Genomic DNA, 13,884 nt, shown 5'->3' with positions numbered 1-13,884 from the left:
CCCCGCCGTGCGCAAGGGCCTGGGCGCCCGCGCCCTGCTCGCCCTCTGCGCCGTCCTGCTGCTGGTCTGGTCGATCCCGCTGATGCTGCTGCTCAACCGCGCCGACTCCTCGGTCAAGGTCCCGGACCAGATCGTCCACGACCAGCGGGCCCGCACCGTCACCCTCAGCGACCGGGTCCGCCGCGCGCTCAACGAGGGCCACGCCGACCTGTCCGCGGTCGCCGCCCTGATCGGCGACCGCACCGCCTCCGAGGACATGAAGAAGGTCCTGGAGCGCACCCTGCAGGAGCACGACCGCTACCAGTCGCTGTACGTCCTCGGCGCCGACGGCCGGATCCTGGCGCGGGCCGGCCACTCCCCGCACCACACGGCCGGCGAGGGCCCCTCCGACCAGGCCATCGAGGTGACCGGTGAGGGCGGCAAGAAGCCCGTGGTCACCGCCACCGCCGAGGCCCCCGGGCGGGGCGGCGCCGCCGTGGTCGGCGAGTTCCGCATCGAGTTCGTCAACGCGCTGCTGGGCCGCCAGGGCATGGGCGAGGTCCGCGTGGTCGACGCCAAGGGCCGGGTCATCGGCGCCGACTCCGGGTACTTCGCCTTCGAGAAGGCCCCCTCGTACCTGACCTCGCTGCTCGCCGGGAAGCGGGCACAGGCCACCGTCCAGCGCGGTGGCACGGTACGGGTCGCGGCCGTCGCGCCGTTCGACGGCGGCGGTGCGGCCAAGTCGCTGGGGTGGAGCGTGGTCAGCTGGCAGCCCGCATCCGGCCTGGCGATCCCGGAGTACAGCCTGCAGAACCGGACCGTGCTGGCCGGTCTGCTCGGGCTGACCGCCGCGGCCGCCTGCCTGGGCTGGCTGCACATCGTCGTCGTACGGCCCCTGCGGGCGCTGGCCGGACAGGCCGAGGCGCTCGCCGCCGGCGACCGCAAGACCGTGCTGTTCCCGCGCCACCACGATGAGGTCGGCGCCGTTGTCCGGAGCCTGGAGCTGATCCGGCAGCAGCTCCAGGGGCAGCCCCGCAAACGGGACGGCGGCAGCCGGACCCCCGCCGGAGTCGGAAGGAACTGAGGCCCCCACCGTGCTCTTCCTCTACACCGTGCTCGTGGTGTGCGAGGCCGTTCTGCTGATCGCCGGCATCGTCGAACAGCGGCGGCACCAGACCAACCTCGACATGATCCCCACCCGGGTCCTGGTCAACGGCATCCGCGGCAAGTCCTCCATCACCCGGCTGTGCGCGGGCGCCCTGCGCGGCGGCGGTCTGACCACGGTCGCCAAGACCACCGGTACGGCGGCCCGCTTCATCCACCCGGACGCCACCGAGGAACCCGTCTACCGCAAGTTCGGCATCGCCAACGTGGTCGAGCAGATCGGCATCGTGCGCCGCGCCGCCGCCTACCACCCGGACGCGCTCGTCATCGAGTGCATGGCGGTCATGCCGGCGCTCCAGGAGATCAACCAGTCCAAGCTGATCCGCTCCACCATCGGCGTGCTGTGCAACGTCCGCGAGGACCACCTGGCCGAGATGGGCCCGACCCTCGACGACGTGGCGCGCTCACTGTGCCGGTCCATGCCCGAGGGCGGCATCTGCGTCACCGCCGAGCAGGAACGGTTCCACATCCTCCAGGAGGAGGCGGACGCCCGGAACTGCCGGCTGATCTACGCCGACCCCGAGACGGTCAGCGACGAGGAGCTGCGCGGCTTCAGCTGGTTTACCTTCAAGGAGAACGTGGCCATCGCGCTCGCCGTCGCCGAGCTGGTGGGCGTGGACCGCCAGACCGCCCTGCAGGGCATGTACGACGCCCCGCCGGACCCCGGTGTGCTCTCCGTCGAGCGGTACGTCACCGAGGACGGCAAGAAGCTGCGCTTCGCCAACGTCTTCGCGGCCAACGACCCCGAGTCGACGCTGATGAACATCAACCAGCTGCTCGACCTCGGCGCCATCCACCGCCCGCTGAACGTCGTGATCAACTGCCGCCCCGACCGCGTCGAGCGCAACGGCCAGATGGGCGAGATCATCCCCGATCTCGACCCCGAGCGGGTCTTCGTGATCGGCCACCCGGCCAAATCCGCCATCGACGCCATCCCGGCCGAGTTCCGGGGCCGCGCGGTCGACCTCGGCGGCGACCGCCGGGACCCCGAGGAGTTCATGGCCGAGCTGATCGGCCGGCTCGGCCCCGACTCCTCCCTGGTCGCCATTGGCAACATCCACGGCCAGGGCGAACTCCTGCTGGAGCACCTCGCCGAGCTGCCGGCCGACGACAGCGCCGACGACAGCGCCGACGACGCCCCGGAGGCACCGGTGGCCGACGAACGGCACGTCGAGCACGTGGAGACGGTCCAGCTCTACGCCCCCCGGCTGGACCCCTACCAGAGGTACCCGGAGGCGTACGAGACCCGGTACGCGCCCCAGGCGCAGGTGCCGCAGCAGCGCACCGCCGAGCGGCCGTATCCGCGCCCGGACCACGGCCAGGACTCCCGGGAGCCGTGGCCCGCGGTGGCACCGGCCCCCGAACCCTCCCAGCCCCGCGGCATGTTCGAGCCGCGCGTCCCGCCCGCCCCGCCCGCCGACGACTCTCAGCAGTGGCAGAACCCAGGAGAGCAGCACCGTTGATCCCCTCCGTCCTCACCCCCGAGATCGCCGCCATCGGCATCGCGATCGGGCTGCTCTTCTCGCTGGTCTGCTACCTGACCACCAACCTCTCGCCCGGCGGCATGATCACCCCGGGCTGGCTGGCGCTGACCCTGGTCGAGGACCTCCAGCGGGCCGCGATGGTGGTCGGCGTGACCGTGCTCACCTACGCCGGCACGCTGCTCATGCAGAAGTACGTGATCCTCTACGGCAAGCGGCTGTTCGCCGCGGTGGTGCTGCTCGGCGTGACCCTCCAGGCGACCGTGATGATCATTCTGTCGATGGAGTTCCCGCTGATGTACGCGAACCAGACCCTCGGCTTCATCGTCCCCGGCCTGATCGCCTACCAGCTGGTCCGCCAGCCCAGGGGAGCCACCCTGCTGTCCACCGGATCGGTGACGCTGATGGCCTATGTCGTCCTCACCGCCGGAATCCTCCTCGGCGTCATGCCGTCCGCCTGACCCACCCTCCGGAGTCGATCCCATGCCACTCAAGAAGAAGCGCCCCGTTCTGCACGCCGTCACCGTGCTCGCGCTGCTCGGCGCCAGCGGCTATCTGACCGTGGAGCTCAGGAAGGACGAGCAGGCCAAAACGCCCGCCGCGCAGGCCGTCATCGACGAGCCGAACCTGGAGAACGGCAGCGGTCAGCAGAGCGGCAAGCAGACCTGGGAGCGGCTGAAGAACCCGGCCCGCACCGTGCTGCGGGGCGCCGGCGGCCAGGTCCTGGCCACCTTCACCGACCACGCCCGCACCGCCACCCTGCGCGGTCCCTCCCGTACCTTCAGCGAGCCCGCCAACACCACGTCCAAGGTGGTCACCGAGGACTGGGTGCGGCTGATGCCGGAGCCGTGGACCAAGGGCGCCGAGAAGGAGCAGTGGTTCAAGGACTGGTTCAAGGAGTACTACGGCAGCGAGGAGGACGACATCTTCGCGATCGCCTTCCAGTACGTGCAGGGCGCGCCGGTCAAGAAGGACTCCGAGGGCATCCCGTACGCCGGCGACGCGGTCTTCGGGCCGTTCAAGCCGGACGGCGTGGACCGTCTGGAGCAGAACGACTTCTACGACTACCTCGGCATCCCCTACACCTTCCGCAACGGCACCACGCTGTCCCCGCGCCAGGACCGCTACCGGGCGCTGGACTGCTCCGGCTTCATGCGCATGGTGTGGGGCTACCGCGCCCGCTACCCCCTGATGGCGACCAACTCCTCCGGCGACGGCCTGCCCCGCACCGCCGACGGCATGGCCCGCTCCAGGACCGGTGTCGACATCATCAAGATCCAGGGCCCCGCGCCGTGGTACACCCGGCCGACCAACATCGACGTCCTCCAATCCGGTGACCTGCTGTTCTTCAAGATGGACCACCGCACCGGGAACCACATGGACCATGTCGCCCTCTATCTGGGCCTGGACACCGAGGGCCACCGGATCTTCATCTCCAGCCGCAAGGAGCAGAACGGCCCCACCATCGGGGACAAGGGCGGTGTCTCCCGCATCGACGGCAACGGCTTCTACGCCGGGCTCTTCCGCAGCGCCAAGCGCCTCTGAGGGCGTCCGAGCCACCATTCGGGCGGCATATCACCACATCACCGGCCGGCGTCCGGCCGTGCGGCGCCACACTTGAACGGGTCGTTTCCATGTACCGTTCGCGTTTGTGGGAGTAAGTTCGGCGCCATGACCGCATCCCGGGCTCCGACCACCGCCGAGGAACTGCGCGGCGCCGGCCTGCGGGTGACGGCCGCCCGTGTCGCGCTGCTGGAGACCGTCCGGGAGGGCGACCACCTCGGCGTCGAGGCGATCGCCTCCGGGGTACGCGACCGCGTGGGCCACGTCTCCCTCCAGGCCGTGTACGAGGGTCTGCACGCGCTGACCGCGGCGGGCCTGGTACGCCGCGTCGAACCGGCCGGTGACCCCGCCCGGTTCGAGGGACGGGTCGGGGACAACCACCACCACGTGGTGTGCCGGACCTGCCGTGCCATCGCCGACGTCGACTGCGCGAGGGGCGCCGCACCCTGCCTGACCGCGTCCGACGATCACGGCTTCGCGATCGACGAGGCCGAGGTCATCTACTGGGGTCTGTGCCCCGACTGCTCCGCCACCAGTTCCTGAGCACCATGATCCGCCCAGTTCGGAAGGATTCCCATGTCTGAGAACCATGAGGCAATCGTCGTAGACGCGAAGACCGGGGACGAAGGGGGCTGCCCGGTCGCGCACGCGCGCGCCCCGCATCCCACGCAGGGCGGCGGAAACCGCCAGTGGTGGCCGGAGCGGCTGAACCTGAAGATCCTCGCCAAGAACCCACCGGCGGCGAACCCCCTCGGTGAGGAGTTCGACTACGCCGAGGCGTTCAAGAACCTCGACCTCGCGGCCGTGAAGCGGGACATCGCGGAGGTGCTGACCACCTCGCAGGACTGGTGGCCGGCCGACTTCGGCCACTACGGACCCTTCATGATCCGTATGGCCTGGCACAGCGCGGGCACCTACCGGATCAGCGACGGCCGCGGCGGCGCCGGCGCCGGCCAGCAGCGCTTCGCCCCCCTCAACAGCTGGCCGGACAACGCGAGCCTGGACAAGGCCCGCCGCCTGCTGTGGCCGGTCAAGAAGAAGTACGGCCAGAGCATCTCCTGGGCCGACCTGCTGATCCTCACCGGCAACGTCGCCCTGGAGTCGATGGGCTTCACCACCTTCGGCTTCGCCGGTGGCCGCGAGGACGTCTGGGAGGCCGAGGAGGACGTGTACTGGGGCCCGGAGACCACCTGGCTCGGCGATGAGCGCTACACCGGCGACCGCGAGCTGGAGAACCCCCTCGGCGCGGTCCAGATGGGCCTCATCTACGTCAACCCGGAGGGCCCGAACGGCACCCCGGACCCGATCGCCGCGGCCCGCGACATCCGTGAGACGTTCCGCCGGATGGCGATGAACGACGAGGAGACGGTCGCCCTGATCGCGGGTGGTCACACCTTCGGCAAGACCCACGGCGCCGGCCCCGCCGACGCCGTCGGCCCCGACCCCGAGGCCGCCCCCATGGAGCAGCAGGGCCTGGGCTGGAAGAGCACCCACGGCACCGGCAAGGGGGCGGACGCCATCACCTCCGGCCTGGAGGTCACCTGGACCAGCACGCCCACCCAGTGGAGCAACGGCTTCTTCGACAACCTCTTCGGCTACGAGTGGGAGCTGACCAAGAGCCCGGCAGGCGCCCACCAGTGGCGGCCGAAGGACGGCGCGGGCGAGGGCACGGTGCCGCACGCCCACGACGCGTCGAAGAAGATCGCCCCGAACATGCTCACCACCGACCTGGCGCTGCGCTTCGACCCGGTCTACGAGCCGATCTCCCGCCGCTTCCACGAGCACCCCGAGGAGTTCGCGGACGCCTTCGCCCGCGCCTGGTTCAAGCTGACCCACCGCGACATGGGCCCGAAGTCGCTCTACCTCGGCCCGGAGGTCCCGGAGGAGACCCTGCTGTGGCAGGACCCGCTGCCGGAGGCCGAGGGCGAGGTCATCGACGCCGCGGACATCGCGGCGCTCAAGGCCAGGCTCCTGGACTCGGGCCTGACCGTGTCGCAGCTGGTCTCCACCGCGTGGGCGTCGGCCTCGACCTTCCGCGGCAGCGACAAGCGCGGCGGCGCCAACGGCGCCCGCATCCGCCTCGAGCCGCAGCGCGGCTGGGAGGTCAACGACCCCGACCAGCTCGCCGAGGTGCTGCGCGTCCTGGAGGGCATCCAGCGGGAGTTCAACGCCGGTGCCAAGCAGGTGTCCCTGGCCGACCTGATCGTGCTCGGCGGCGCCGCGGCCGTGGAGAAGGCCGCCAAGGACGCCGGTCATGACATCGAGGTGCCGTTCACCCCGGGCCGGGTCGACGCCACCGACGAGCACACCGACGCGGAGTCGTTCGCCGCGCTCGAGCCGACCTCCGACGGGTTCCGCAACTACCTCGGCAAGGGCAACCGGCTGCCGGCCGAGTTCCTGCTGCTGGACCGGGCGAACCTGCTGACCCTGAGCGCCCCCGAGATGACGGTCCTCGTCGGTGGCCTGCGCGTGCTGGGCGCGAACCACCAGCGGTCGCCGCACGGCGTCTTCACCGAGACCCCCGGGGTGCTGACCAACGACTTCTTCGTCAACCTGCTCGACATGGGCACGACGTGGCAGTCGACCTCGGAGGACCAGAGCACCTTCGAGGGGCGGGACGCCGCCACGGGCGAGGTCAAGTGGACCGGCACCCGTGCCGACCTGGTCTTCGGCTCGAATTCCGAGCTGCGTGCGCTCGCCGAGGTCTACGCGAGCGACGACGCGAAGGAGAAGTTCGTGAACGACTTCGTCGCGGCGTGGGCCAAGGTGTCGAACCTCGACCGGTTCGACCTCGTCTGACCCGCCCGGCCAGGACGTCCGGGCCGGCCCGCACCGGCCGTCCCGGACGTTTCCGTGACGTCCCGGACGTTTCCGTGACGTCCCGGACGTTTCCGTGACGTCACGGCGGCTCAGGGCGGACCACCGTCCCACTGCCGAGGAGGGCCGTGGCCGGGGCCGTCCGGTCACGGTCAGGTGCGCGTACCGATTCCGGTCAGCGACCGCACCTCCATCTCGGCCTGCTTCTTGGGGTCCGAGGGGTGCTTGCTGAGGATGGTGCCGAGGAATCCACACAGGAACGAGAGCGGGATCGACACCAGACCGGGGTTGGTGAGGGGGAACCAGTGGAAGTCCACGCCCTTGAAGACCGACGTGGAGCTGCCGGAGATCGCCGGCGAGAAGATGATGAGCACCAGACCGGAGCCCAGACCGCCGTAGATGCTCCACAGCGTGCCCGTGGTGTTGAAGCGCCTCCAGAACAGCGTGTAGAGAATCGTCGGCAGATTGGCGGACGCGGCGAGCGCCAGGGCCAGTGACACCAGGAAGGCCACGTTCTGGCCGTTGGTGACGATGCCGCCGATGATCGCCAGGAAGCCCATCACCAGCGCGGTCAGCCGCGCGACCCGGATCTCGGACCGCGGGTCGGCCTTGCCGCGCCGGATCACGTTGGCGTATACGTCATGGGCGAACGAGGCCGACGCGGCCAGGGTCAGGCCCGCCACGACCGCCAGGATCGTCGCGAAGGCCACGGCCGAGACGATACCCAGGAGCATCGCGCCGCCGATCTTGAAGGCGAGCAGGGGCGCCGCGGAGTTCTCCCCGCCCGGTGCGTTGACGATCGTGTCCGAACCGACCAGGGCGGTGGCTCCGTACCCCACGATCAGGATCGACAGATAGAAGATGAACATCGACCAGGAGCACCAGACCACCGAACGCCGGGCCTCCTTGGCGTCGGGCACGGTGTAGAAGCGCATCAGCACGTGCGGCAGGCTGGAGATGCCGAGGACCAGCGACAGGGACAGCGAGACGAAGTCGAGCTGGTCCATCGCGTTGCTGCCGTACCAGCCACCCGGGTTGAGCAGGTCCCCGCCCAGCGGGCTGTTCTGCGCCGCCTGGCCGAGGATCGCCGAGAAGCTGAAGCCGAACTTGCCGATGAGGAACACGCTCATGAAGGTCACGCAGATCAGCAGCATGCCCGCCTTGATGATCTGCACCCAGGTCGTGCCCTTCATGCCGCCCACCAGGACGTAGAAGACCATGACGAGGCCGACACCGGTGATGATGAGGGCCTGTCCGCTCTTGCTGTGCACATTGAGCAGCAGGGCGATCAGCCCGCCGGCACCGGCCATCTGGGCGAGCATGTAGAAGAACGTGATCACCAGGGTGGCGTTGGCCGCCGCCGCGCGCACCGGGCGCTGCTTCATGCGGTAGGCCATCACATCGCCGACCGTGAACCGCCCGGTGTTGCGCAGCCGCTCACCGACGAGCAGCAGGGCGACCAGCCAGGCGACGAGCCAGCCCACGGAGTAGAGGAACCCGTCGTAGCCGTGGACGGCGATCGCCCCGGAGATACCGAGGAAAGAGGCCGCGGAGAGGAAGTCACCGGAGAGGGCGATACCGTTCTGCACACCGCTGAAAGCGCTTCCCGCGGCGTAGTAGTCGGATGTCGTCGAATTCCTGTTGGTGACCTTGTAGACGATGAAGAGCGTGATCAGGACGAAAACGAAGAACACGCTCAGGTTGATGATCGGGCTGCCGGTCGCGCGGGCTGCGATCTGCGATGTCATTTCTTGCCGACTCCCGCCAGCTCGTGGATCCTGTCCACCTGCGGATCAAGTTTCTTGTGGGCGTAGCGCCGATACACCAGGACGATCGTGATCGTCGTCACGAACTGCAGCAGGCCGAAGCCGGTGCCGATGTTGACCGCGCCGAACAGTTTGCGGCTCATGAACTCGTGGTCATAGGCCGAGAACAGAACGAACGTCATGTACCAGCACAGGAAGAAGGCGCTCATGGGGAAGACGAACCAGAGCAGCCTCTTGCGGAGGACTTTGAATTCCGGGCTCTGCTGAATGGCCTGGAAGTCGGGCTCCCCGATGTCGTCACCGCGGTCGGCGAACCCCAGTCCGGTGGCCCGCTCGGATGGCATGGCGGCGGGAGGTCGCACCGATTTATTCATGGTTTTCTCCGGGGTTTTTCTGACGAGGCGCCATTCGGATCGCCCGGCTCGGGCGGCGCGAGGGCAACCGGCGGGCCCTTGACGCGGCAAGTGTAGTGAGGCGCCGCACGCAGTCAACGTCGCCCCCGGCGTCCTGTCGGCCCAGGTGGGCGCGCGTCATGCCGGGCATCCGGGCCGGCCGTCATCCGGAATATGGCGGCAGGGGGCGCGGGAGCCGCCGAAAACAATGCTTTGTCGTACCCTTCCGGGTTGCCCGGTTTGACGGGATGTCAGCCGATGACGTCCGATCAGGAAGGTGGCGACGAGGGACGTTTCGGGGCCCGGCGTTGTGTGCCAAGTGTCGCCACTGATAGAACGTCCCCTCGTGCAGAACGTCCCATCGTGCGTGAGCGTGGGTGCGGTGAGCACGCCACTGTGCGGCGAGTCTGCCAGTGGCATATGACAACCGCTCCGCGCTCGCCAGTCCTCCCCCGAGGTGTTCGAGATACGTTCGGCCGTGCAGTCTGCGGGGGTGTTCCTGAGAAGCCGGAGGTAGGTTGATCTGTGGGTTTCCTCGACCGCTCTCGCACCATCGCAGGAACCGGATGGAATCGGTGGCTGATTCCACCGGCGGCGCTTGCGATTCACTTCTCCATCGGCCAGGCATACGCCTGGAGCGTCTTCAAGATACCCCTGGAAGATTCCCTAGATATTTCCGGGACGGCTAGCGCCCTCCCCTTCCAGATCGGCATTCTGGTCCTTGGTCTCTCTGCCGCGTTCGGAGGGACGCTGGTCGAGAAAAAGGGGCCGCGATGGGCCATGTTCGTGGCGCTCGTGGCCTTCTCGTCGGGGTTCCTGATCGCCGCGCTCGGCGTTGCCACACGAAATTACTGGCTGGTAGTTCTCGGATACGGCGGTATCGGCGGAGTCGGCCTCGGTATCGGGTACATCGCGCCGGTGTCCACCTTGATGAAATGGTTTCCGGACCGGCCGGGCATGGCCACCGGTACCGCGATCATGGGTTTTGGCGGCGGCGCGCTGATCGCCTCTCCGTGGTCCACCGAGATGCTGAGGGCGTTCGGCAGCGACACGAGCGGCATCGCGCAGGCATTCCTGGTGCACGGCCTGGCCTACGCCGTGTTCATGTCGCTGGGTGTGGTGCTTATCCGGGTGCCGCCCGAGGGCTGGCGGCCGGCCGGGTGGACGCCGTGCGACGACGCGGGGAAGAAGCTGGTCACGACCGCGAACGTGTCGGCGCGGAACGCGGTGCGGACCCCGCAGTTCTGGCTGCTCTGGGTCGTGTTGTGCATGAACGTTACTGCTGGTATCGGGATCCTGGAGAAGGCCGCCCCGATGATCCAGGACTTCTTCCACGGCTCCGACAGCCCGGTGAGCGCGACCGCCGCCACCGGGTTCGTCGCGCTGCTGTCCCTGGCCAACATGGCCGGCCGGTTCGTGTGGTCCTCGGTGTCCGACCTGGTCGGCCGGAAGAACGTCTACCGCCTGTACCTGGGCGCCGGAGCCCTGCTCTACCTCACCATCATGCTCGAGAAGGACAGCAGCACCGCGTTGTTCGTCGCCTCGACCATGGTGATCCTGTCGTTCTACGGCGGTGGATTCGCCACCGCCCCGGCCTACCTCAAGGACCTGTTCGGCACCTACCAGGTCGGCGCGATCCACGGCCGGCTGCTGACCGCGTGGTCGGTCGCCGGTGTCGCCGGGCCCCTCATCGTGGACTCCATCGCCGACTCCGCGCACGAGTCCGGGCGCACCGGGCCGGGTCTCTACACGTTCTCGTTCTCCCTCATGATGGGGTTGCTGGTCATCGGCTTCATCGCCAACGAGCTGGTACGGCCGGTGAATCCGAAGTTCCATGAGCCGGAGCCGGCCACTCCGGTGAAGGCGGAGGGGCCGGCGGACCCGGACGGTCCGGAGCGGCCGGCGACCCCCGAGGAGGCGGCGTCTTCGAAGAAGTCGGCGGCTCCGGACGCACATTCCGATCCCATCCCGGCAGAGAGGCGGTAAACCGGTGACTGACGCAGACGGTCCTTCGCCGAACGCGGCGACGGGTTCCCCCATGGTGCTGGCCGTGTCCTGGCTGTGGGTAGCCGTTCCGTTCCTGTACGGCCTCTATGAACTCGCCGTGAAAAGTAGCAAGTTGTTCGAGTAGAGGCAGGCGCGCCGGCGCATCGCCGATGCGATGCGCCGGCGCGCTGCCGGGCGTTCGACTTCCCCTTTCCGGGGAAATCCCAGGAGAAACGGCATCGTGATACATCCCTGTGGGCAAGCCGGTCCGAGCGCGGAGCGCGCCTCATGACCCCGGGCAGGCATGCGGCCGCGCGTGAACGCTCGCCGTCGTGGTGGGCCGGCGTCGTGGAATGGCGGAACTGGCGGCTGCCGGTGAAGCTGGGTGCCGTTCTGGTGGTGCCCGCCCTGCTCGCCGTCGCCTTGGGCGTCGTGCAGATCCAGCGCGACGTCGAACGCGCCAACTCGTACGCGGACGTGCAGCGGCTGGTCAAGCTGCGCGGTGGACTGATGCCGTTGATCAGCGACCTGCAGATGGAGCGGACCATGTCGGCCGAGCGGCTGCGCGGCGGCGCGTCCGCCGACACGGCCATGCTCCGGCAGCAGACCGGGCGCGTGGACCGCACGCGGGCCGCCGTCATGCGGACCATGGAGCGGGCGCCCCGCCTCGAGGGAGCCTCGGCGCTCCGCTACCGCGAGGCGTTCAAGCTGCTGGACGGGCTGCCCGCGCTGCGCCGGCAGGTGTCGTCCGCCGGCATCGGCTCGTGGACCGCGGTGACCGATTACAGCAAGATCATCAACGGGCTGCTCGACCTGGACCAGGCACTCGGCAGCCGGTTCGGCGAACCGCAGCTGTCCGGGCCGGCGACCGCGCTGTACGACCTCGAGGTGGTCCAGGAGCAGGTCCACCTCCAGCACGTCATCCTCATGGAGGGGCGCGAGCCCGGCAAGCTGGACGACGACAAGCTCATCAGGGCGCTGGCCGAGTCGGCGATCCGCATGGGGGACAAGCTGAGCGACTTCCGGGCCGTGGCCACCGCGGCGGAGCAGCGCGCCTACCAGCGGACGGTCACCGGCCCGGAGGTCGAGCGGCGCTCCGAGCTGCTCCGCGCCGCGCTGTACCAGTCGGCGCAGCCGGGTACCGGGCAGGGCGGCGCCGATACCTCGCCGACGTTCCCCGCGGGCGAGTGGAACCGCAGTTCGGAGCGGACCGGAGAGCTCATCGAAAAGGTGGAGAAGGGGCTGGCCGACCAGCTCCGCGTGACCTCCGCCCGGCTCCAGGACCAGACGAGCGACCGGGCCGGCGCGGAGTCCGTGCTGCTCTTCGCCGTCCTCCTGCTCGCCCTCGCCATCGGCATCGGTATCGCCCGGCACCTGCTGCGGTCGCTGACCGTCCTCCGCTCCACCGCCCTCGAGGTGGCCGAGCGGCGGCTCCCGGAGGCGGTCGCGAGCATCCGCGACGGCGAGGCGTCGAGCACATCGATCAGTGCCGTACCGGTCCACACCACCGAGGAGTTCGGCCAGCTCGCCAGGGCCTTCGACGCGGTGCACGGTCAGGCCGTGCGACTGGCCGCCGAGCAGGCCGCGCTCCGCAGCGACCTGCGGGACACCCTGGTCAACCTCTCCCGGCGCAGCCAGAGCCTGGTGGACCGGCTGCTGCGCCTGATGGAGGAGCTGGAACTGCACGAGGAGGACCCGGACCAGCTGGCCAACCTCTTCAAGCTGGACCATCTGGCGACCCGCATGCGGCGCAACAACGAGAACCTGATGGTGCTGTGCGGCAGCACGCCGGTCCGTCCCTCCGAGCAACGCGTGCCCCTGGACACGGTGTTGCGGGCCGCGGTCTCCGAGATCGAGCACTACCAGCGTGTGGTGGTCGAGCCCGTTCCCTCTGCCGAGGTCATCGGGTACGCTGCCGGTGACCTGGCGCGAATGATCGCTGAGCTGCTCGACAACGCGACCGCGTTCTCCCCGCCGCAGACCCAAGTGGTCATCAGCAATACACTACGCCTGGACGGTTCCGCACTGATCGAGATCCACGACGAGGGATTCGGGATGAGCGGTGCCGAATTGGCCAAGGCTCATCGGCGCGTAGCGGGGGACGCATCCGTGGAGGTACCTACGTCCCGGCAGATGGGTCTCTCCGTCGTCGGCCGCCTGGCCCGACGGCACGGCGTCACCGTGGAACTGGCCTCGGACCGGGCCACCGGCGCCGGGCTCCGGGCCGGTGTACTGGTGCCGGCCAAGCTGATGCTGGCGGACAAGCCCGCCCTCACGGGCGGGGAGCTGGTGGGCAAGGAGAGCGCCCTGCCCACCCGGCGGACCGCCACCAGGGCTCCCGAGCCGGTGCGCACCCATCGGGCGGACGGTGGCGCCACGGCCGCGCCGCTGCCGCGCCGGGCCCCCGAGACCGCCCGCTCGATACGCGCCGGTGACTCCCCGGCGGGTCCCGGGCGTCCGCGCGGTCCGCTGCCGAGCCGGCCCGGCTCCCCGCGGGCGTTCATCGACCCCCAGCAGACCCAGGGACTGCCGCGCCGGAAGCCCGCCGCCGGAACCGCCCGTCCCGCCCCGGGCGGCAAGGACCCGCTGCCCAAGCGGAACGTCGACCGGCCCGTGCAGGGCGGAGCACCCGCGGACGGCCGCGCCGCCGCGGCCCCGGGGCAGCCGCTGGTGCCACCGCAGCGGTCGCGTCCGGCCCCGCAGAGGCAGCAGGAGGCCGCCCCCTCACCGTGGTTC

At 69.6% G+C, this 13,884-nt stretch carries 11 protein-coding genes; 9 read left to right on the top strand and 2 right to left on the bottom strand.

Annotated features, from left to right (window positions below; translation table 11 throughout):
* The 6 genes from AXW62_RS08035 to katG all read left to right on the top strand — a co-directional run.
* Window positions 1–1,063, top strand: a 1,063-nt coding sequence (locus tag AXW62_RS08035; protein WP_159060831.1) for a HAMP domain-containing protein, incomplete at its 5' end; no start/stop codon positions are given.
* A gap of 10 nt (window positions 1,064–1,073) precedes the next feature.
* Complete coding sequence (gene pgsB / locus AXW62_RS08030; RefSeq protein WP_060943890.1) at window positions 1,074–2,606, top strand: poly-gamma-glutamate synthase PgsB; 1,533 nt, start codon at window positions 1,074–1,076, stop codon at window positions 2,604–2,606.
* Window positions 2,603–3,085, top strand: coding sequence for a poly-gamma-glutamate biosynthesis protein PgsC/CapC (locus AXW62_RS08025; protein ID WP_030830931.1), 483 nt, complete (start codon window positions 2,603–2,605; stop codon window positions 3,083–3,085). Before pgsB ends, AXW62_RS08025 begins: the two co-directional genes overlap by 4 nt.
* A 22-nt stretch (window positions 3,086–3,107) precedes the next feature.
* Window positions 3,108–4,169, top strand: a complete 1,062-nt coding sequence (locus AXW62_RS08020; protein WP_060943889.1) for an NlpC/P60 family protein — start codon at window positions 3,108–3,110, stop codon at window positions 4,167–4,169.
* A 126-nt stretch (window positions 4,170–4,295) separates the two neighbouring features.
* Window positions 4,296–4,730: a Fur family transcriptional regulator gene (locus tag AXW62_RS08015; protein WP_060943888.1), complete on the top strand. Its 435-nt coding sequence runs from the start codon at window positions 4,296–4,298 to the stop codon at window positions 4,728–4,730.
* Between the two features lie 33 nt (window positions 4,731–4,763).
* Window positions 4,764–6,986: a catalase/peroxidase HPI gene (katG, locus tag AXW62_RS08010; protein WP_060943887.1), complete on the top strand. Its 2,223-nt coding sequence runs from the start codon at window positions 4,764–4,766 to the stop codon at window positions 6,984–6,986.
* A 170-nt stretch (window positions 6,987–7,156) separates the two neighbouring features.
* Here katG and AXW62_RS08005 read toward each other — a convergent pair whose 3' ends face one another.
* On the bottom strand, window positions 7,157–8,752 hold the full coding sequence (locus tag AXW62_RS08005) for a monocarboxylic acid transporter (RefSeq protein ID WP_060943886.1): 1,596 nt from the start codon (window positions 8,750–8,752) through the stop codon (window positions 7,157–7,159).
* Window positions 8,749–9,144 carry a DUF485 domain-containing protein gene (locus AXW62_RS08000; RefSeq protein WP_030830917.1) on the bottom strand — a complete coding sequence of 132 codons (396 nt, stop codon included), beginning with the start codon at window positions 9,142–9,144 and terminating at the stop codon, window positions 8,749–8,751. Before AXW62_RS08000 ends, AXW62_RS08005 begins: the two co-directional genes overlap by 4 nt.
* A gap of 543 nt (window positions 9,145–9,687) precedes the next feature.
* Between AXW62_RS08000 and AXW62_RS07995 the strand changes: the two genes are divergently transcribed.
* The 3 genes from AXW62_RS07995 to AXW62_RS07990 form a co-directional block, all read left to right on the top strand.
* The gene (locus AXW62_RS07995; RefSeq protein WP_060943885.1) at window positions 9,688–11,148 is read left to right on the top strand and encodes an L-lactate MFS transporter; all 1,461 of its coding nucleotides are present in this window, start codon (window positions 9,688–9,690) and stop codon (window positions 11,146–11,148) included.
* A gap of 52 nt (window positions 11,149–11,200) precedes the next feature.
* A complete protein-coding gene (locus AXW62_RS47415; protein WP_422398436.1) occupies window positions 11,201–11,293 on the top strand; it encodes an MFS transporter small subunit in 93 nt (30 codons plus the stop codon).
* A gap of 203 nt (window positions 11,294–11,496) precedes the next feature.
* Window positions 11,497–13,884: sensor histidine kinase (locus tag AXW62_RS07990; RefSeq protein ID WP_159060830.1), on the top strand; the 2,388-nt coding region annotated here is incomplete at its 3' end.

This window comes from Streptomyces hygroscopicus subsp. hygroscopicus, from assembly GCF_001553455.1.
GTDB classification, from domain to species: Bacteria; Actinomycetota; Actinomycetes; order Streptomycetales; family Streptomycetaceae; genus Streptomyces; species Streptomyces hygroscopicus.
This window is presented reverse-complemented; position numbering and strand designations above follow the sequence as displayed.